The sequence below is a fragment of the Pseudomonas sp. KT_2_4 genome (genome assembly GCF_041410225.1).
Lineage (GTDB): Bacteria > Pseudomonadota > Gammaproteobacteria > Pseudomonadales > Pseudomonadaceae > Aquipseudomonas > Aquipseudomonas paracarnis.
The window spans coordinates 5,336,032-5,356,360 of the sequence record NZ_CP166962.1 but is presented as its reverse complement, the minus strand read 5'-3'; the positions used below and the strand labels follow the sequence as shown (position 1 = coordinate 5,356,360).

General features: G+C 61.1%; 17 protein-coding genes. 11 read left to right on the top strand and 6 right to left on the bottom strand.

The window, feature by feature from the left end; translation table 11 throughout:
• Nucleotides 1-8: 8 nt before the first annotated feature.
• Nucleotides 9-1,652, bottom strand: coding sequence for a Na+/H+ antiporter (locus AB9N64_RS24620; protein ID WP_014717228.1), 1,644 nt, complete (start codon nucleotides 1,650-1,652; stop codon nucleotides 9-11).
• A gap of 279 nt (nucleotides 1,653-1,931) precedes the next feature.
• Here AB9N64_RS24620 and AB9N64_RS24615 point away from each other — a divergent pair, with 279 nt between their 5' ends.
• The 4 genes from AB9N64_RS24615 (at nucleotide 1,932) to AB9N64_RS24600 (ending at nucleotide 4,989) form a co-directional block, all read left to right on the top strand.
• Nucleotides 1,932-2,240 (top strand): arsenate reductase, encoded by a 309-nt coding sequence (locus AB9N64_RS24615; protein ID WP_229999207.1) that lies wholly within the window; start codon nucleotides 1,932-1,934, stop codon nucleotides 2,238-2,240.
• 31 nt (nucleotides 2,241-2,271) lie between these two features.
• Complete coding sequence (gene dapD / locus AB9N64_RS24610; RefSeq protein WP_014717226.1) at nucleotides 2,272-3,306, top strand: 2,3,4,5-tetrahydropyridine-2,6-dicarboxylate N-succinyltransferase; 1,035 nt, start codon at nucleotides 2,272-2,274, stop codon at nucleotides 3,304-3,306.
• A 67-nt stretch (nucleotides 3,307-3,373) separates the two neighbouring features.
• Entirely contained in the window at nucleotides 3,374-4,579 is a 1,206-nt protein-coding gene (locus AB9N64_RS24605) for an aminotransferase class V-fold PLP-dependent enzyme (RefSeq protein WP_058410372.1), read from the top strand.
• Nucleotides 4,576-4,989 carry a SufE family protein gene (locus AB9N64_RS24600; protein WP_058410371.1) on the top strand — a complete coding sequence of 138 codons (414 nt, stop codon included), beginning with the start codon at nucleotides 4,576-4,578 and terminating at the stop codon, nucleotides 4,987-4,989. Before AB9N64_RS24605 ends, AB9N64_RS24600 begins: the two co-directional genes overlap by 4 nt.
• A gap of 117 nt (nucleotides 4,990-5,106) precedes the next feature.
• Here the strand turns inward: AB9N64_RS24600 and tcdA are convergent, their stop codons facing one another.
• Complete coding sequence (tcdA, locus tag AB9N64_RS24595) at nucleotides 5,107-5,916, bottom strand: tRNA cyclic N6-threonylcarbamoyladenosine(37) synthase TcdA (RefSeq protein WP_019817865.1); 810 nt, start codon at nucleotides 5,914-5,916, stop codon at nucleotides 5,107-5,109.
• Between the two features lie 217 nt (nucleotides 5,917-6,133).
• Between tcdA and AB9N64_RS24590 the strand changes: the two genes are divergently transcribed.
• From AB9N64_RS24590 to AB9N64_RS24575, 4 genes are all read left to right on the top strand, one after another.
• Nucleotides 6,134-8,725: a glycosyltransferase gene (locus tag AB9N64_RS24590; protein WP_019817866.1), complete on the top strand. Its 2,592-nt coding sequence runs from the start codon at nucleotides 6,134-6,136 to the stop codon at nucleotides 8,723-8,725.
• A 256-nt stretch (nucleotides 8,726-8,981) separates the two neighbouring features.
• A complete protein-coding gene (dapE, locus tag AB9N64_RS24585) occupies nucleotides 8,982-10,133 on the top strand; it encodes a succinyl-diaminopimelate desuccinylase (RefSeq protein WP_005785553.1) in 1,152 nt (383 codons plus the stop codon).
• Entirely contained in the window at nucleotides 10,133-10,942 is an 810-nt protein-coding gene (locus AB9N64_RS24580) for a putative RNA methyltransferase (RefSeq protein ID WP_014717221.1), read from the top strand. Before dapE ends, AB9N64_RS24580 begins: the two co-directional genes overlap by 1 nt.
• A 54-nt stretch (nucleotides 10,943-10,996) precedes the next feature.
• The gene (locus tag AB9N64_RS24575; RefSeq protein WP_014717220.1) at nucleotides 10,997-11,374 is read left to right on the top strand and encodes a hypothetical protein; all 378 of its coding nucleotides are present in this window, start codon (nucleotides 10,997-10,999) and stop codon (nucleotides 11,372-11,374) included.
• A gap of 137 nt (nucleotides 11,375-11,511) precedes the next feature.
• Here the strand turns inward: AB9N64_RS24575 and AB9N64_RS24570 are convergent, their stop codons facing one another.
• Nucleotides 11,512-11,721 (bottom strand): cold-shock protein, encoded by a 210-nt coding sequence (locus tag AB9N64_RS24570; protein ID WP_122299770.1) that lies wholly within the window; start codon nucleotides 11,719-11,721, stop codon nucleotides 11,512-11,514.
• Nucleotides 11,722-11,902: 181 nt separating this feature from the next.
• Here AB9N64_RS24570 and plsB point away from each other — a divergent pair, with 181 nt between their 5' ends.
• The 3 genes from plsB to AB9N64_RS24555 are packed head-to-tail and all read left to right on the top strand — an operon-like array spanning nucleotide 11,903 to nucleotide 15,592.
• Complete coding sequence (gene plsB / locus AB9N64_RS24565; protein ID WP_371359728.1) at nucleotides 11,903-14,422, top strand: glycerol-3-phosphate 1-O-acyltransferase PlsB; 2,520 nt, start codon at nucleotides 11,903-11,905, stop codon at nucleotides 14,420-14,422.
• Nucleotides 14,423-14,473: 51 nt separating this feature from the next.
• Nucleotides 14,474-14,875: a YbaY family lipoprotein gene (locus tag AB9N64_RS24560; RefSeq protein WP_014717218.1), complete on the top strand. Its 402-nt coding sequence runs from the start codon at nucleotides 14,474-14,476 to the stop codon at nucleotides 14,873-14,875.
• Between the two features lie 27 nt (nucleotides 14,876-14,902).
• On the top strand, nucleotides 14,903-15,592 hold the full coding sequence (locus AB9N64_RS24555; RefSeq protein WP_003189124.1) for a DUF4197 domain-containing protein: 690 nt from the start codon (nucleotides 14,903-14,905) through the stop codon (nucleotides 15,590-15,592).
• Between the two features lie 93 nt (nucleotides 15,593-15,685).
• Here the strand turns inward: AB9N64_RS24555 and AB9N64_RS24550 are convergent, their stop codons facing one another.
• From AB9N64_RS24550 to AB9N64_RS24540, 3 genes are all read right to left on the bottom strand, one after another.
• Entirely contained in the window at nucleotides 15,686-15,925 is a 240-nt protein-coding gene (locus tag AB9N64_RS24550) for a hypothetical protein (protein ID WP_060767069.1), read from the bottom strand.
• Between the two features lie 141 nt (nucleotides 15,926-16,066).
• On the bottom strand, nucleotides 16,067-19,132 hold the full coding sequence (locus AB9N64_RS24545; protein WP_130174759.1) for an efflux RND transporter permease subunit: 3,066 nt from the start codon (nucleotides 19,130-19,132) through the stop codon (nucleotides 16,067-16,069).
• A 5-nt stretch (nucleotides 19,133-19,137) separates the two neighbouring features.
• Nucleotides 19,138-20,238, bottom strand: coding sequence for an efflux RND transporter periplasmic adaptor subunit (locus tag AB9N64_RS24540; RefSeq protein ID WP_371359726.1), 1,101 nt, complete (start codon nucleotides 20,236-20,238; stop codon nucleotides 19,138-19,140).
• Nucleotides 20,239-20,329 lie beyond the last annotated feature (91 nt).

Sequence of the window (20,329 nt, the reverse complement as noted above, 5' to 3'; positions counted from 1 at the left end):
CCTACCGGTCACTTCATGTGACCCAAATTCGCCTCGCTCATATCCAACTCCGCCAACACCTCCCTCAACACGTCATCACCAATCTGGTGATGACGGCTCAAGCTGTACAACTCCAACCGTTGCGCGCGTAGGGCCTTGAGCCGCAGCTTGCGCTCCAATTGGTCCATCTGCAGCGCCAGCGCCTGGGCTTCAGCCGAATCATTAAACACATCCAACTGATGACGATACTCCGCCATCAGCCGCGCCTTGAGCTCGGTGGCCAGCGCAGCTTGAGCGGCATCCGGGGTTTCGGCTTCGGCGGGTTCCTGGGCCTCCAGCGCATGGATCGCCGCCACGGCGGTCTTCTTCCAGGCCTCGCGCACTTCGTTGTGGCGCTTCTCATCCGGGCCTTTTTCGACACCACGCAGCAGTAACGGCAGCGCGATGCAGGCAGCGACCAGCGACAGCAGGATCACCCCGGCAGCGATAAAGATCAGCAGGTCACGCTCAGGGAAATCCTGGCCCGGCGCCAGCAACAAGGGCACCGACATGACGCCCGCCAGGGTCACCGCTCCGCGAACACCGCCGACGGTCAGTAACCAGCAGGAGCGGGCCGTCGGCACCAGGGTCAGCGCGCTTTTGCCACGCAGCCTGCGCAGCAACCCCGACAGCCGCCAGATGCTCTGCACCCAGATAAAGCGCAATACCACCAGCACCAGGAAGATCGCTACCACATCCAGGCAGCGATACATCAAGGTGGGCCACAGCGTGGTTTCATGACTGACCACAGCCTTGATGATGTCCGGCAGTTGCAGGCCGAGCAGCAGGAAAATCAGGCCATTGAAGGCAAACTCCAGCAGCGACCAGACGCTGCGGTTGAGCAAACGCGTGCTGGTCTGGCGCGGCAGCAGGTCGAGCCAGCTTTGCATCATGCCCGCCGCCACCGCCGAGAGAATGCCGGACGCGCCCAGGCGTTCAGCCAGTACGTACGCAGCAAAGGGCAGCAGCAACATGAACACCACATGGGTCGCCGGGTCATCCCAACCGCGCGCGATCATCCAGGCGCGCAGGCGGCCGACCAGCCAGCTCAGCGCCACGCCGATCGCCAACCCACCCACTGCCACCAGTACAAACGTCAGGCTGGCGTCCGCCAGGGAAAAGACCCCGGTCAACGCCGCGGCCAGGGCAAATTTGAAGGTCACCAGGCCCGACGCGTCATTCATCAAGGCTTCGCCCTGGAGCATGTGCATCAGCGGCTTGGGCAAACGATTCTGGGAAATGGCCGACACTGCCACGGCGTCCGTCGGGGATAAAACCGCTGCCAGGGCAAAGGCCACCGGCAAGGGGATCGAGGGCAGCAACCAATGAATAAAGTAACCAGCGCCCACCACGGTGAACAGCACCAGCCCCACCGCCAACGTCAGGATCGGACCACGCAGGCGCCACAACTCGCGCTTGGGCATGCGCCAACCATCGGAAAACAGCAGCGGTGGCAGGAACAGAAACAGGAACAGCTCCGGGTCCAGCGCCACATGCAGCCCCAACGTGGGCCAGGCCAGCAAGGCGCCGGCGGCGATCTGCACCAGGGGCAACGGCAGTGGGATGATGCGCCCGACCAGGCGCGAAAGGCTGACCAGCATCAGCAGGATAAGAACGGTGTAGGCGGTTTGCATAACGCGGGTTTCCCGGACAATCGACTTGCAACGACACATCAGGCAACAACTGGCCGTTGAAGTGCCATATTACCCGGCTATGTTACCTGGCTATGTTACTCGCCTATGCTGCGCACTGGCACTTTGCGCAAAAGTCGCACGCTGTTGACGAGCGGCGCCGAAACCCGCTGGTCGTGGCATAATCGGCGATCTTTCATTTTCATACGTCCAAAGGGGGGCAATTCCTTGAGTGCTTCAAGCAAAACCTTGCACCTTTTCGGCATCAAAGCCTGCGACACCATGAAAAAGGCGCGCACCTGGCTCGATGAGCACGGAGTGAGCTATGAGTTCCATGACTACAAAACAGCCGGTATCGACCGCGAACACTTGACCCAATGGTGCAACGAGCACGGTTGGCAGGTGGTTTTGAACCGTGCGGGCACCACCTTTCGCAAACTCGAAGACGAACGCAAAGCCGATCTCGATCAGTCGAAAGCCATTGAATTGATGCTCGCACAACCCTCGATGATCAAGCGCCCGGTGCTCGATCTCGGTGACAGAACCCTGATTGGCTTCAAGCCAGATAGTTATTCGGCGGCCCTCAAGTAGGCCAGCCTTCCATTTTTGTAGAGGTAACAGCATGTCCAATTCCCTGTTCAGCCTGGGCTTCGGCGTCGGCACTCAGAACCGCCAAGGTGCTTGGCTGGAAGTGTTTTACGCACAGCCCTTGCTCAACCCGTCGGCTGAAATCGTTGCCGCCATCGCACCGATCCTCGGTTACACCGAAGGCAACCAGGCGATCACCTTCACCGTGAGCCAGGCCCTGCAACTGGCCGACGCGCTCAAAGGCGTCGATGCTACCCAGGCCGCCCTGCTCAGCCGCCTGGCCGAAAGCCACACGCCGCTGGTCGCGACCTTGCTGGCCGAAGACGCAGCGCTGACCTCCACGCCTGAGGCCTACCTCAAGCTGCACCTGCTGTCCCATCGCCTGGTCAAGCCCCACGGCCTGAGCCTGGCCGGGGTGTTCCCGCAGTTGCCGAACGTGGCCTGGACCAGCCAGGGCGCTATCGACATCAATGAACTGGCCGAGCGCCAACTGGAAGCGCGCCTGCGTGGCGACCTGCTGGAAGTGTTCTCGGTGGACAAGTTCCCGAAAATGACCGACTACGTCGTACCGGCTGGCGTGCGTATCGCTGACGCTGCTCGTATCCGCCTGGGCGCGTACGTAGGCGAAGGCACCACCGTGATGCACGAAGGCTTCGTCAACTTCAACGCGGGCACCGAAGGCCCGGGCATGATCGAAGGCCGCGTATCGGCGGGCGTATTCGTCGGCAAGGGCTCGGACCTGGGCGGCGGTTGCTCCACCATGGGCACCCTGTCGGGCGGCGGCAATATCGTGATCAAGGTGGGCGAAGGCTGCCTGATCGGCGCCAACGCCGGTACCGGTATCCCATTGGGCGACCGCAACACCGTGGAGTCGGGCCTGTACATCACCGCCGGCACCAAGGTTGCCCTGCTGGATGAGCAGAACCAACTGGTCAAGGTGGTCAAGGCGCGTGAGTTGGCTGGCCAGCCAGACCTGCTGTTCCGTCGTAACTCCGAGACCGGTGCCGTGGAGTGCAAAACCCACAAATCGGCCATCGAACTGAACGAAGCGCTGCACGCTCACAACTAAGCAGCCACTCGATGCCACTAGCGGCCGCACCTTCGGGGGCGGCTCGCTTATACGAGTCTTGATCACCATGCTTGTGCCCTCCCCCTGGCGCGCCGATTTCCCGGCCATCGCCACCCTGCAACGGCAAGACCAGACCTATCTGGACAGCGCCGCCACCACGCAAAAACCCCAAGCCCTGCTGGATGCCATCAGTCATTACTACGCCAATGGCGCAGCCAATGTGCACCGTGCTCAGCATTTGCCCGGAGCCCATGCGACCCAGGCGTTCGAAGACAGCCGCAGCAAGGTCGCGCAGTGGTTGAACGCAGGTGACAGCGGGCAGGTCGTGTTTACCCACGGCGCAACCTCTGCGCTGAACCTCCTGGCCTATGGCCTGGAGCACTTATTCAATGCGGGCGATGAGATTGCCATCAGCGCCCTGGAACACCACGCCAACCTGTTGCCCTGGCAGCAATTGGCCAAACGCCGCGCACTCACACTGGTGGTCTTGCCTCTGGACGATGACGGCGTCATCGACCTGGACGCCGCGGCCAGCTTGGTTGGCCCACGCACACGCTTGCTGGCGGCGAGCCAGTTATCCAACGTGCTCGGTGCCTGGCAGCCGCTGCCAGCCTTGCTGACGATGGCCCAGGCACACGGCGCCCTCACGGTGGTGGACGGCGCCCAAGGCATCGTCCATGGCCGTCACGACGTGCAGGCCCTGGGCTGCGACTTCTACGTATTTTCCAGCCACAAACTCTACGGCCCGGACGGCGTGGGTGTGCTGTATGGCCGTAATGAGGCCCTGCACCACCTGCGCCACTGGCAGTTCGGCGGCGAGATGGTGCAACAGGCCGACTACCACAGCGCCAGCTTTCGCCCCGCGCCGCTGGGTTTCGAGGCCGGCACTCCTCCGATTGCGAGTGTGATCGGCCTGGGCGCGAGCCTGGATTACCTGAGTTCACTGGATCCCTCGGCGGTGATCGCCCACGAAGCCGCCCTGCATGACTACCTGCTGCGTGGGCTTAAGGCACGCAATGGCGTACGCGTGCTGGGATCGCCGCAGGTGGCGCTGGTGAGTTTTGTGGTGGCGGGCGTGCACAACGCCGACCTCGCCCACCTGCTGACCGAGCAAGGCATTGCTGTGCGTGCCGGTCACCACTGCGCAATGCCGCTGTTGAAGGCGATGAATCTGTCAGGCGCCATCCGCGTTTCACTGGCGCTCTACAACGATTCCGACGACCTGGAGCGCTTTTTTGAAGCGTTGGACCAGGCGCTGGACATGCTGCGATGAGCTTGCCGCTGGAGGCACACGCCGCACTGCAAGCCTTCCAGGCCATTGGCAGTTGGGAGCAGCGCGCCCGGGTGCTGATGCAATGGGGTGAACGCTTGCCCGCCCTGGCTGATGACGAAAAGGTCGACGCTAATCTGGTGCACGGTTGCGAAAGCCTGGTGTGGCTGGTGGGGCGCTTGCAGGACGGCCATTGGCAGTTTACGGCGAGCAGCGAGGCGCGGATGATTCGTGGGTTGGTGGCGTTGCTGCTGGCGCGGGTCAATGGGCTGTCGGCTGATGAACTGCAAGCGGTTGACCTGCCTGACTGGTTCAATCAACTGGGCTTGTCGCGCCAGTTATCGCCGTCGCGCAGCAATGGCTTGAATGCCGTACTGCAACGCATGCGAGACCTGACGCGTACACAGAAATAATGTGGGAGCTGGCTTGCCTGCGATAGTGGCGAATCAGTCAGTATTTTCAGTGGCTGACACACCGCTATCGCAGGCAAGCCAGCTCCCACAATTTGGATCTATGTTCGGCAATGAGATTTAGCTGGGTTTGATGCGCTCCGACGGCCTGCGCACTCCCGCCACGATCTTGTCTACCGCCTTGGTGGCCGCCACCATGCCGAACGTGGCTGTGACCATCATCACCGCGCCAAACCCGCCCGCGCAGTCCAGCTTCACGCCATCACCGACAAAACTCTTCTGCAGGCAGATGCTGCCATCAGGCTTGGGGTAGCGCAGTTGCTCGGTGGAAAACACGCACGGCACGCTGTAATGACGAGTCACGGTACGCGAAAAGCCATAATCGCGGCGCAAGGTAGAGCGCACTTTCGAGGCCAACGGGTCATTGAAGGTGCGGTTCAGGTCACACACCTGGATCAGCGTGGGGTCAATCTGCCCACCGGCGCCGCCGGTGGTGATGATCTGGATCTTGCGGCGCTTGCACCAGGCAATCAGCGCCGCCTTGGCGTTGACCGCGTCGATGCAGTCGATCACACAGTCGATAGTCGGCGTGATGTACTCGGCCATGGTATCGCGGGTGACGAAGTCTGCCACCGCGTGCACGGTGCAATCGGGGTTGATGCCGCGCAGGCGCTCAGCCATCACTTCGACCTTGGGCTTGCCCACGGTGCTGTCCAGGGCATGCAACTGGCGGTTGCTGTTGCTGACGCAGACATCGTCCAGGTCAAACAGCGAAATCTCACCCACCCCGCAGCGGGCAATCGCTTCTGCCGCCCAGGAACCCACGCCGCCGACGCCGACAATCGCCACATGGGCCGCTTTCAAGCGTTCCAGGCCCTCAAGGCCGTACAAGCGGGCAACGCCTGCAAACCGCGGATCTTCTGTACTCATCATCATTACCCCAAAAACCGGCGCGCATTATAGGGCTACGCAGCAGCAAGTTTTAAGCTACAAGTTACAAGTGAAGAACTTAGATGGAGTTTCGCAGACTAACGTCCGGCTTTTCTCTGTCTGCTGTACGCTCAGGGAAGGGCCGGTGTAGGATGCGCGCCGTTCGGCGTAGGCCGACACCTCTTTCGTTCCGCACCCTTTGGAACCCGACATAACCATGGCATCGCGTAAATTTGGACTCAACCTGGTGGTGGTGCTGGCGATTGCCGCGCTGTTCACCGGTTTCTGGGCGCTGATCAACCGCCCGGTCACCGCTCCCAACTGGCCAGATCAGATCTCCGGCTTTTCCTACTCGCCGTTCCAGCAAGGCCAGTACCCGCAGAAAGGCCAGTACCCTACCGACGAACAGATGCGTCAGGACCTTGCGATCATGAGCAAGCTGACGGACAACATCCGTACCTACTCGGTGGACGGCCCCCTGGGGGATATTCCGAAGCTGGCCGAAGAGTTTGGCCTGCGCGTGACCCTGGGGATCTGGATCAGCCCGGACCTTGAGCGTAACGAGCGGGAGATCCAGCGCGCTATCGAGATCGCCAACACCTCGCGCAGTGTCGTGCGCGTAGTGGTGGGCAACGAAGCGTTGTTCCGGGAAGAAATCACCCCCGAAGCCCTGATCGTGCTGCTCGACCGCGTGCGCGCCGCCGTGAAAGTCCCGGTGACCACCTCCGAGCAATGGCACATCTGGGAAAAGAACCCGCAACTGGCCAAGCACGTCGACCTGATCGCCGCGCACATCCTGCCGTTCTGGGAATACATCCCAATGGACAAGGCCGGCCAGTACGTCCTGGACCGCGCCAAGGACCTGAAGAAAGCCTTCCCGAAAAAGCCACTGCTGCTGTCGGAAGTGGGCTGGCCGAGCAACGGCCGTATGCGCGGCGGCAATGAATCGTCGCCGGCAGACCAGGCGATTTACCTGCGTACGCTGGTCAACAAGCTCAACCGCCAGGGTTACAACTACTTCGTGATCGAGGCCTTCGACCAGCCGTGGAAGGTCAGCGATGAAGGTTCGGCGGGTGCGTATTGGGGTGTATTCAACGCCGCGCGCCAGCAGAAATTCAATTTTGACGGCCCGGTGGTGGCGATTCCGCAATGGCGGGTACTGGCCATCGGTTCAGTGGTGCTTGCGCTGCTGTCCCTGACCCTGTTGATGATCGATGGCTCGGCCCTGCGCCAGCGTGGCCGCACCTTCCTGACCTTTATTGCGTTCCTGTGCGGGTCGGTGCTGGTCTGGATCGGCTACGACTACAGCCAGCAATACAGCACCTGGTTCAGCGTGACGGTCGGTGTGTTGCTGGCACTCGGCGCCCTGGGCGTGTTCATTGTGTTGCTGACCGAAGCCCATGAGCTGGCGGAAGCAGTCTGGACCCACAAGCGTCGGCGTGAATTCCTGCCCGTGGAAGGCGATTCGGACTACCGCCCGAAAGTGTCGATCCATGTGCCGTGCTACAACGAGCCGCCGGAAATGGTCAAACAGACCCTCGACGCGCTGGCCGCCCTCGACTATCCGGACTACGAAGTCCTGATCATCGACAACAACACCAAGGACCCGGCGGTGTGGGAGCCGGTGCGCGATTACTGCGAAACCCTGGGCCCGCGCTTCAAGTTCTTCCACGTCGCGCCCCTGGCCGGTTTCAAGGGCGGCGCGCTGAACTACCTGATCCCGCACACCGCCAAGGATGCCGAAGTGATCGCGGTGATCGACTCGGACTACTGCGTATCGCCCAACTGGCTCAAGCACATGGTGCCGCACTTCGCCGACCCGAAAATCGCCGTGGTGCAGTCGCCCCAGGATTACCGCGACCAGAACGAAAGCACCTTCAAGAAGCTCTGCTACGCCGAATACAAGGGCTTCTTCCATATCGGTATGGTCACCCGTAACGACCGCGACGCGATCATCCAGCACGGCACCATGACCATGACACGCCGCTCGGTGCTCGAAGAGCTGGGCTGGGCCGACTGGTGCATCTGTGAAGACGCCGAACTGGGCCTGCGCGTGTTCGAAAAAGGCCTGTCGGCGGCGTACTACCACGACAGCTACGGCAAGGGTTTGATGCCGGATACCTTTATCGACTTCAAGAAACAGCGTTTCCGCTGGGCCTATGGCGCGATCCAGATCATCAAGCGCCACACCGCCAGCCTGATACGTGGCAAGGACACCGAGCTCACCCGCGGTCAGCGCTACCACTTCCTCGCGGGCTGGTTGCCGTGGGTGGCCGATGGTATGAACATCTTCTTTACCGTCGGCGCCCTGTTGTGGTCTGCGGCGATGATCATCGTGCCGACTCGGGTCGACCCGCCATTGCTGATTTTCGCGATCCCGCCGTTGGCGTTGTTCGTGTTCAAGGTCGGCAAGATCATCTTCCTCTACCGTCGTGCGGTAGGCGTGAACTTGAAAGATGCGTTCTGCGCGGCCCTGGCCGGTTTGGCGTTGTCCCATACCATCGCCAAAGCGGTGCTGTATGGTTTCTTCACCACCAGCATTCCGTTCTTTCGCACGCCGAAAAACGCCGATAACCACGGCTTCTGGGTGGCCATTTCCGAAGCCCGCGAAGAAATGTTCATCATGCTGCTGCTATGGGGCGCGGCGCTGGGGATCTACCTGGTGCAAGGCCTGCCGAGCAATGACATTCGCTTCTGGGTGGTGATGTTGCTGGTGCAGTCGCTGCCGTACGTGGCGGCGCTGATCATGGCGTTCTTGTCGTCGCTGCCCAAACCTTCGACGGCGCCTGAGGCTGCGCCGGCGGCGTAAAAAGTCACGCGATGCACTAAACGGCGGCCCTTGGCCGCCGTTTTGCTATAAGATAACGGCCCTTTTGTGAGACTTGGCCTGGCCCAATTCTATGTGGGAGCTGGCTTGCCTGCGATACAGACGCCGCGGTCTGACAGGCACACCGCAGCGATGCTATCGCCGGCAAGCCAGCTCCCACATTGGAGTTGCGTCGCTCCAGGCTCTGTATTTCCACATTCGTCCTGCGCCCCATCACACGCTTTCCGGAGTTCCCCCCATGACGGCCCATGCCGACCTTTCGCCGACCCTTCAACTGGCCATCGACCTGATCCGTCGCCCGTCGGTCACGCCGATCGATGCCGATTGCCAGAAGCTGATGATGCAGCGCCTGGGCGACGCCGGTTTTGCGCTTGAACCGATGCGCATCGAAGATGTGGACAATTTCTGGGCCACCCATGGCAAGCATGAAGGTCCGGTGCTGTGCTTTGCCGGTCACACCGACGTGGTGCCGACCGGTCCGGTACAGGCCTGGCAGAACGACCCGTTCGACGCGTTGATCGATGAAAACGGCATGCTCTGTGGCCGTGGCGCGGCTGACATGAAAGGCAGCCTGGCGGCGATGCTGGTGGCAGCGGAACGTTTCGTCACCGACTACCCGGACCACAAGGGTTCGGTCGCCTTCCTGATCACCAGCGACGAAGAAGGCCCGGCGCACCATGGCACCAAGGCGGTGATCGAACGTCTGGCCGCGCGCAAGGAACGCCTGGACTGGTGCATCGTCGGCGAACCGTCGAGCACGACCCTGGTGGGCGATGTGGTCAAGAACGGCCGTCGTGGCTCCCTCGGTGCCACCTTGACCGTGCGCGGTGTACAGGGCCATGTGGCTTACCCGCATCTGGCGAAGAACCCGATCCACCTGGCTGCGGCGGCCCTGGCTGAATTGGCTGCCGAGCATTGGGATGACGGCAACGCCTTCTTCCCGCCGACCAGTTTCCAGATTTCCAACCTCAATTCGGGTACCGGCGCCACCAACGTGATCCCCGGCGACCTGACGGCGGTATTCAACTTCCGCTTCTCTACCGAGTCCACCGTCGAGGGTCTGCAACAGCGGGTCGCGGCGATCCTGGATAAACATGGCCTGGACTGGCATGTGGACTGGGCGCTATCGGGCCTGCCGTTCCTCACCGAGCCGGGTGCGCTGCTGGATGCGGTATCTGCCAGTATCAAGGCGATCACCGGGCGTGAGACCAAGGCATCCACCAGCGGCGGTACCTCCGATGGGCGCTTTATCGCCACGCTGGGCACCCAGGTGGTCGAGCTGGGCCCGGTCAACGCGACGATCCACCAGGTCAACGAACGCATCCTGGCCAGCGACCTCGATGTGCTGACCGAAATCTACTACCAGACCCTGATCAAGTTGCTCGCCTGATGCTTGCCTGCCCCATTTGCAGCGCACCGCTCAATGCGGTGGACAGTGGCGTGGCGTGCCCGGCCGGGCACCGTTTCGATCGCGCGCGCCAGGGTTACCTGAACCTGTTGCCGGTGCAGCACAAGAACAGCCGCGACCCAGGCGATAACCTGGCCATGGTCGAGGCGCGCCGCGACTTCCTCAACGCCGGGCACTACGCCCCGGTGGCCAAGCGCTTGGCCGAACTGGCCGCCGAGCGTGCACCGCAGCGCTGGGTCGACATTGGGTGTGGCGAGGGTTACTACACCGCGCAAATTGCCCAGGCCCTACCCCACGCCGATGGCTATGCCCTGGATATCTCCAAGGAAGCGGTCAAGCGCGCGTGCAAACGCAACCCGGCGCTGACCTGGTTGATCGCCAGCATGGCCCGCGTGCCATTGGCCGATGCCAGCTGCCAGTTCCTCGCCAGCGTGTTCAGCCCGTTGGATTGGCAAGAGGCCAAGCGCCTGCTCAGTCCCGGCGGCGGTTTGATGAAGGTCGGCCCGACCAGCGGCCACTTGATGGAACTGCGCGAGCGTCTTTACGACGAGGTACGCGAGTATACCGACGATAAACATCTGGCCCTGGTGCCGGATGGCATGCACCTGGCACACAGTGAAACACTGGAATTCACCCTGAGCCTGGCCGAAGCCCAGGACCGCGCCAACCTGCTGGCGATGACGCCCCACGGCTGGCGAGCCAGTGCCGAGCGCCGCCACGAGGTGATCGAGGCGGCCGAGCCGCTGCAGGTCACGGTGTCGATGCGTTACGATTATTTCGTGCTTCAATGACTGACGTTCACCCACCCGCGAATGGATTTTCGAATCCCGCAACGAGGAACATCCATGCGCCAACCCGATATTGAGATTTACCTGAAGGACGCCGACGTCGATCACAAGGCCATCGCCGCCTGGCTGGGCGCCGCCCTGGGCCCGTGCACCGACTGGGTCCAGAAAGGCCAGACCTACAAGTGCAAGGCCGGCAGCGTGCCGGTGACCTGGCTGCCCAAGGCGGTGGGCAAATGGAACAGCCTGTACCTGGAAAGCGACCAGACCCCGTGGGACGACGACATCGCCTGCGCCCGCGCCGCGTTTGCCGCGCTGAACGTCGAAGTGCGCTGCGCGCCGGGCACCTGGGTTGAAGAAGAGGGTGAGGAAAGTGCCGACACCTGGATTCGCATCAGCGTAGACGGTGAAGAACAGATCACTTGGAAAACCGCCTGACAGCCCATTGCCAACCCAATCAATGTGGGAGCTGGCTTGCCTGCGATGCAGACACCTTGGTCTATCAGTCAGACCACAGTGATGCTATCGCAGGCAAGCCAGCTCCCACAGTTGATTGGGTTATCAAGACTAAGTTGTTACAGGCCGACCACATCCTCCGCCTGCAAGCCCTTCTCGCCGGTCACCACGGCGTATTCCACCTGCTGGCCTTCGGCCAACGAGCGGTGGCCTTCACCGCGAATGGCGCGGTAGTGCACAAACACATCCTTGCCATCTTCACGCTGGATAAAGCCGTAGCCCTTTGCATCGTTGAACCACTTCACATTGCCGGTTTCACGCATTGTCATCTGTTCACTCCCACTGGTTTTTTTATTGTTGAGTCGCTCGCATTGAACTGCCGAGTATAAGACAGGCTCAAAAACCATCAACTCAACTTTACATCGCTGCTTTTTTGCCGATTTTCGGCGAATACGGCACACTACCCGCCCGAGCGCCTGCTCGGTTTTTTCCACTTGAAGCAGTTCGCCTATGACCCGCTCCCCGTTCCGCCGTCTGGTGTTTGGCACCTTGCGCCGACTGTTGTACCTCTGGGTTCGCTCAGAGACGATCAACCAGTCGTCCCTCACCCTTAACCTGGACCGCAGCCGGCCGGTTTTCTACGTCCTGCAATCACCCTCCCTCACCGAGTTGGCAGTGGTCGACGCCGAGTGCACCAAGGCCGGCCTGCCACGCCCGGTGCTGCCAGTGTCAGTGGGGCCGTTGATGGAGCCTGCGGCGTTCTTCTACCTCACGCCGGATCCGGATTGGCTTGGGCGCCAGGACAAGCGTGGCGCACCACCCACCCTGACGCGGCTGGTCAATACCCTCACCGAACACGCCGAAGAGAATGCACAAATCATTCCGGTCAGTGTGTTCTGGGGCCAATCCCCCGAAAGCGAGTCCAGCCCGTGGAAGCTGTTATTCGCCGACAGCTGGGCGGTCACCGGGCGTCTACGCCGGTTGTTGAGCATCCTGATCCTGGGGCGCAAGACCCGCGTGCAATTCTCCGCGCCTATCAACCTGCGCGAATTGATCGAGCACAATAAAGGCCACGAACGCACCGTGCGCATGGCCCAGCGCATCTTGCGTGTGCACTTTCGTAACCTGAAGACGGCGGTGATCGGCCCCGACCTGTCCCACCGCCGTAATCTGGTGAAGGGCCTGGTCAATATGCCGCTAGTGCGCCAGGCCATTTCTGATGAGGCCGAACGCGAAAAAATCTCGCAGGAAAAAGCCAAGGCCCTGGCCCTGCGCTATGGCAACGAAATTGCCTCGGACTACACCTACACCGCGATCCGCTTCCTGGAAGTGGTCTTGAGCTGGTTCTGGAACAAGATCTACGACGGCATCAAGGTCAATAACATCGAAGGCGTGCAAAAGGTGGCCCAAGGCTACGAGGTAATCTACGTGCCTTGCCACCGCAGCCATATCGACTACCTGCTGCTGTCCTACCTGCTGTTCAAGAACGGCCTGACCCCACCGCATATCGCCGCCGGCATCAACCTCAACATGCCGGTGATCGGCAGCCTGCTGCGCCGTGGCGGTGCGTTTTTCATGCGCCGCACCTTCAAGGGCAACCCGTTGTACACCTCGGTGTTCAACGAATACCTGCACACCCTGTTTACCAAGGGCTTCCCGGTGGAGTACTTCGTCGAAGGCGGCCGCTCGCGCACCGGGCGCATGCTACAACCGAAAACCGGGATGTTGGCGATCACCCTGCGCAGCTTCTTGCGCTCCTCGCGCATGCCTATCGTGTTCGTGCCGGTGTATATCGGTTATGAGCGTGTCCTCGAAGGCCGCACTTACCTGGGCGAACTGCGTGGCGCCAGCAAGAAGAAAGAGTCGATCTTCGATATCTTCAAAGTGGTCGGCGCGCTCAAGCAACGCTTCGGCCAAGTGGCAGTCAACTTTGGCGAACCGATCAAGCTGGCAGAGTTCCTCGACGCCGAGCAACCGGACTGGCGCGCCCAGGAACTGGGGCCGAACTACAAACCGGCCTGGCTCAACGAAACCACCAATCGCCTCGGCGAACAGGTGGCGCGTCATTTGAACGAAGCCGCTGCGGTGAACCCGGTGAACCTGGTGGCGCTGGCCCTGCTGTCCACCACCCGCCTGGCCCTGGATGAACAGGCCATGGCCCGCCAGCTGGACCTGTACCTCGCGCTGTTGCGTCGTGTGCCCTACTCGCCCCACACCACCCTGCCGGAAGGCGATGGCCTGGCGCTGATCAAGCACGTCAAGGACATGAACCTGTTGTCCGAGCAGAGTGACGCCCTGGGCAAAATCGTTTATCTGGATGAGCAGAATGCCGTCCTGATGACCTACTACCGCAACAACGTGCTGCACATCTTCGCCCTGCCGGCGTTGCTGGCGAGCTTCTTCCAGAGCAGCTCGCGGATGAGCCGCGAACAGATCCTGCGCTACACCCACGCGCTTTACCCGTACCTGCAATCGGAACTGTTTATTCGTTGGTCCTTGGACGACTTGGACAACGTGGTCGATCAATGGCTGGACGCGTTTGTCGAACAAGGCCTGCTGCGTTTCGAAAACGCCGTGTACCTGCGCCCGGCGCCGAGTTCGCGGCACTTTGTGCTGCTGACGCTGCTGTCCAAGAGCATCGCCCAGACCCTGCAACGCTTCTACATGGCGATCTCGTTGCTGCTCAACAGCGGCCAGAACAGTATCAGCGCCGAAGAGCTGGAAGACCTGTGCACGATCATGGCCCAGCGCCTGTCAATCCTGCACGGCCTCAACGCTCCGGAATTCTTCGACAAGAGCCTTTTCCGACATTTCATCCAGACGTTGCTGGAGCAAGATGTGCTACGCCGCGATGAAGCCGGCAAGCTGGGCTATCACGACCTGCTCGGCGAACTGGCAGAAGGTGCGGCCAAACGCGTGTTGCCGGCGGATATTCGCCTGTCGATCCGCCAGGTGGCCTTGCACCGCGTGGACGGCGCAACCGAGACCGCGCCTGAACCGGTTGCCACCCCTCCTGAAGAAAAGCGCTAAATTGAACGAGGCGTCGGGCGGATTCCGGCGCCGTTGAAAAGGAGTTGCACCGTGAAAAAACTCATCCTTCTGGGCCTGACCGCCCTGCTCGGAGCCTGCCACTCGATGACCCCAACCCCAAAGGCCAGTCTGGACGGCGAAGTGTTCTACCTGCAACGCATCGCCCTGCCGCCGGCCGCCACCTTGAGTGTCAGCCTGCAGGACGTGTCCCTGATGGACGCCCCGGCCGTGACCCTCGCCGAACAGAAAGGCCCGGTCAAAGGCCAGGTGCCGCTGCCGTTTCACCTGAGCTATGACCCGGCTCAGGTCAAACCGGGCCACACCTATTCGGTCAGCGCTCGCATCGAGCTGGACGGCAAGCTACTGTTTATCACCACCGAGCGGCACACCGTGCAACTCAACGGCCAGGACCCACAACCGCTGCGCCTGCGGGTAGATGCGGCCGCACATTGATCATTCCCACTTCATAAGGAAGCGCCCATGCTCCGCAAATCTCTTCGCCTCACCGCCCTGTGTGCTGGCTTGCTGTTCGGCGCCAACGCCATGGCCCTGGATCTGGGCAGCCTGTCCCAGGGTGACGCCAGCGGCGGCCTCAAGGATGCCTTGACCCAAGGTGCACAGATTGCTGTGAAACAACTCGGGACGCCCGGTGGTTTCAGCAACAACCCGGACGTGAAGATCGGCCTGCCGGGCAAACTCGGCAAAGTCGCCGACAAGCTTAAAATGTTTGGTATGGGTGACCAGGTCACGCAACTGGAAACCAGCATGAACAAGGCCGCAGAAACCGCCGTGACCCAGGCCCAGCCAATTCTGGTCAACGCCGTGAAGAACATGAGCGTGACCGACGCCAAGGGCATTCTCAGTGGAGGCCAGGACTCCGCCACCCAGTACCTGAACAAAAGCAGCCGTGAAGAAATTCGCGCCAAGTTCCTGCCCATCGTCAAGGCCGCCACCGACAAAGTCGGCGTGGCTCAGCAGTACAACGCTCTGGCCGGCAAGGCCGCAGCCTTTGGCGCCGTGGATGCCAAGAGCGCCAACGTCGAAAACTACGTGACCGAGCAGGCGCTGGATGGTTTGTTCAAGATGATTGCGCAGCAGGAAGAAACCATTCGCAAGAACCCGGCGGCGGCAGCCACCAGCTTGGCCAAGAAGGTGTTTGGGGCACTTTAAGCCTTCGCCAGCGACTTGTACCGGGACGTAACGCGGCAAACACTCTGCGGGTGCAGAGTGTTTGCAATGGCTGAATATCAGAACTCAGCGCATTCAACGGCCGATTTGAGCGTTGGTATTCGCATTGCTGTTAGCGTTGGAAACGCTGTTGTTGATCGTCAAATTAGTGGTGGGCTGGGAATGACCGTATTTGAACGATTTGAGCGCGTCTGAAAGCTCACGCCGACTGACGGAGTCATTATGTGAATGTTTGGCGCAAGCGCCGCCCACCCGACCGCCGCCCAGCATCACGCTGAGCCCCGCGTAAAAGTTTGCCGCTACTTGTGTGAGCATACCTATGTTGCCTCTATGAACGTTGTGGAAACTTTATCCTGGCGATAAAAACCACCGGATAAAGTACCTGCAAGCAGGTAACCTTCTGTGGCAAGCCTGAAAAAAAGGTTCCAACTGGGTACGCCAAAAACAGCCACAGATTTATTCCGCGTCCTTCCTGATCCTGAACCACGCCGCATACAACGCCGGCAAGAACAACAGCGTCAACGCCGTCGCCACAATCAACCCGCCCATGATCGCCACGGCCATCGGCCCGAAGAACACACTGCGTGACAATGGAATCATCGCCAGCACCGCCGCCAGCGCCGTCAGCACAATCGGGCGAAAGCGTCGCACCGTGGCTTCGATAATCGCCTGCCAGGGTGTCAGGCCGGCCTTGATGTCTTGTTCTATCTGGTCCACCAGAATCACCGAATTACGCATGATCATGCCCGACAGCGCGATGGTGCCGAGCATGGCGACGAAACCGAAGGGTTGGCGGAACACCAACAGGAACAGGGTCACGCCGATCAGCCCCAACGGTGCGGTGAGAAAGACCATGGCCGTGCGCGAAAAGCTGCGCAGTTGCAGCATCAGCAAGGTCAGCACCACCACGATAAACAGCGGCACGCCGGCCTTCACCGAGTTTTGCCCCCGCGCAGAGTCTTCAACCGTACCGCCCACCTCCAACAGATAGCCGTCCGGCAGCTCGGCTCGCACATCGGCGAGCGTCGGCAAGATCTGCTGCACGAGGGTCGCCGGCTGTTCCTTGCCATAGATATCGGCCCGTACGGTCACTGTGGGCAGACGGTTGCGACGCCAGATGATGCCTTCTTCGAATCCATATTCGAGGGTGGCAATTTGCGACAGCGCCACGCTTTTACCATTGTCGGTGGGCACGGCCAGGCTTGGCAGGCGCGACAGCTCGCTACGCTCATGCACCGTGCCGCGCAGGAGGATCTCGATCAATTCGTTGTCCTCCCGATACTGGCTGACGCTGGCGCCGGTCAGGGAACTCTGCAGGAATTTCGACAGGTTGGCAGTGCTCACACCCAGGGCACGGGCACGGTCTTGGTCGATATTCAGGTATACGATTTTGCTCGGTTCTTCCCAGTCCAGATGCACATTCACCACATGGGTATTTTCGCGAACCTTGGCCGCCACTTTGCGCGCCAGCGAACGGACTTCTTCGATGTGCTCGCCAGTCACACGAAACTGCACGGGGTAGCCTACGGGCGGGCCGTTCTCCAGGCGCGTGACCCGCGAACGCAGGGCGGGGAATTGCTCGTTGAGGGTTTCGATCAGCCAGGTGCGCAGGCTTTCTCGCTCCTCGATGGTGTTAGCCAGCACCACAAACTGGGCGAAGCTGGCAGCGGGCAATTGCTGGTCCAGTGGCAGGTAAAACCGTGGCGAACCGGTGCCCGCGTAGGCGACATAGTTATTGATGCCGGCATGCTCCTTGAGCAACGCCTCCAGGCGCTTGACCTGTTCGGCGGTGTTGCTCAGGGAAGCGCCTTCGGCCAGTTTCAGGTCGACCATCAACTCCAAGCGACCGGAAGCCGGGAAGAACTGTTGCGGCACGAAGCGAAACAGTGCAACCGAGCCGATAAACAGCAGCAGGGTCAGCACGATCACGGTTTTACGCCGCTGCACGCACCACTCCACCAGACGCCTTACACGCTGATAGAAGGGTGTGCCGTAAGGGTCCGGGCCGTCGGTGCCGTGTTTGGCCGCATGAATCTTCGCCAGGTCGGGCAGGAGTTTTTCCCCCAGGTAGGGCACAAACACCACGGCCGCCACCCAGGAGGCCAGCAGTGCAATGGTCACCACCTGGAAGATCGAACGGGTGTATTCGCCAGTGCTCGATTGCGCGGTGGCAATCGGCAAGAAGCCTGCGGCCGTGATCAGGGTGCCGGTGAGCATGGGGAATGCGGTGCTGGTCCAGGCGAAACTCGCGGCTTTGAGGCGGTCGTAGCCCTGTTCCATTTTGATCGCCATCATTTCCACGGCGATGATCGCGTCATCCACCAGCAAGCCCAGGGCCAAGACCAAGGCGCCCAGGGAAATCTTGTGCAGGCCGATGCCCAGGTAATACATGGCGGCAAAGGTCATCGCCAGTACCAGCGGAATCGCCAGGGCGACGACCATGCCGGTGCGCACGCCGAGGGAGAAAAAGCTCACCAGCAAAACAATCGCCAGCGCTTCAGCCAATACCTGGACGAATTCGCCGACGCTGGTCTTCACAGCTGCCGGCTGGTCCGACACCTTGCGCAGCTCCATCCCTGCCGGAAGGTTCTTTTGCAGGCGTGCGAATTGCGCTTCAAGGGCCTTGCCCAGTACGAGGATGTCGCCACCGTCGCGCATGGCCACGGCCAGGCCGATGGCATCTGCGCCCATGTAGCGCATGCGCGGTGCCGGTGGGTCGTTGAAGCCTCGATGGATGTCAGCCACGTCACCGATGCGGAAGGTGCGATCCCCCACGCGTATCGGAAAGTTGCGGATCTCCTCTACTGTCTTGAAGTTGCCCGAAACGCGCAGTTGCACGCGCTCGGTGGGGGTTTCAAAGAAGCCGGCGGTGGACACCGCATTTTGCTCCTGCAACGCCTGTTGTACCGCAGCCAGAGGCAAGCCGAGGGTGGCGAGCTTGAGGTTGGACAGCTCGATCCAGATCTTCTCGTCCTGCAGGCCGAGCAGCTCGACCTTGCCCACATCCGGGACGCGTTGCAGCTGGATCTGGATGCGGTCGGCGTAGTCCTTGAGCACCGCATAGTCAAAGCCGTCGCCGGTCAGGGCGTAGATATTGCCGAAGGTGGTGCCGAACTCATCGTTGAAAAACGGCCCCTGGATATCCGGCGGCAAGGTGTGGCGGATGTCGCTGATTTTCTTGCGCACCTGGTACCACAACTCAGGAATCTGCGCCGAACGCATCGAATCACGGGCAATAAAGGTGACCTGGGATTCACCAGGACGGGAGAACGACACGATGCGTTCATACTCACCGGTCTCCATGAGTTTTTTCTCGATTCGCTCAGTGACCTGGCGCGAAACCTCCTGGGCCGTGGCTCCAGGCCAGTTGGTCTTGATCACCATGGCCTTGAAGGTAAAGGGCGGGTCTTCGCTTTGTCCCAACTTGGTGTAGGACAAGGTGCCAACCACGGCCAGCAGGATCATCAGGAACAGTACGATCTGGCGATTACGCAACGCCCATTCGGAAAGATTGAAACCCATGGGGACTACTCCTTGGCCGCCAGATTCACTACACGGTTGGAGCGATCCACCGGGCGCACTGACTGGCCCTCATGGAGCACATGCACGCCTGCGGCCACCACCCAATCGGTGGCGGCCAAGCCTTCGAGTACCGGCACGGTGTTTTCGCCAAACGCACCAATGCGTACAGGGGTGCGTTCAAGGGTGTTGTCCGGTTTTACACGCCAAACGTAGGACGCACCGTTCTCGGCACTCAGGGCAGACAGCGGTACCGATAGGGGAATGACACCGTCGACCTGGATGAAAACCCGTGCGCTTTGGCCCAGTTCGGCGGGCACTTTGCCGCCGGTGAAGGCTACGCGCGCGGCGAAGGTGCGAGACTTGGGGTCGGCGGCAGGCGACAGTTCACGAATGCGCCCGGCGAAGCGTTGCTCTGGCTGGCTCCACAACTCCACCGACACCGGCTGGCCGATCTTGAAGCGGCCAAAGCCCTGTTCGGGCAGGCTGATCAAGACTTCACGCTCGCCATCGGTGGCCAGGGTGAACACCGTCTGGCCAGCGGAAAGCACTTGCCCCACCTCGACGGCACGCTTGGCGACTACCCCATCCTGAGGCGCACGCAGCACGGCGTAGCCGGCCTGATTGCTGGACACATCGAACTCGGCCTTGATCTGCTTCAGGCGTGCTTCACCGGCTCGGTAGAGGTTTTCGGAATTGTCGTACTGCGACCGACTGACCATCTGACGGTCCATCAAGGTCTTGTAGCGATCTCGCTCCGCACGCACCAAGCTCAGATTGGCCTCTGCGGCGGCTACTTGGGCGCGGGTGGCCTCCAGTTGCAGGCGCACGTCCTGGGGGTCGAGTTCGGCCAGCGGCTGGTTGGCCTTGACCCGTTCGCCCTCCTCCACCAGGCGCTTGCTGACTTTGCCGCCGATGCGAAAGGCCAGGTCCGGCTCATAACGGGCACGCACCTCACCGGGGTAGCTGTCCATTGCCTGCGCCGACGGCTGCGGTTGCACCACCATGGCCGGGCGCACGGTGGTCTGGGCCGCTTCTTCATGGCCGCAAGCGGCCAACAGGAAGATCAGGCTGACAGGCAAAGCAAGGGGCAGGAAAGCGCTGCGCATGCTGAAGGACCTTTCGCAAATAGAGCTTGGAATAATTATACTGGCCGGTATGTTATTAATACCAAACTCACCAGTCCAGTATTAAAGGTGA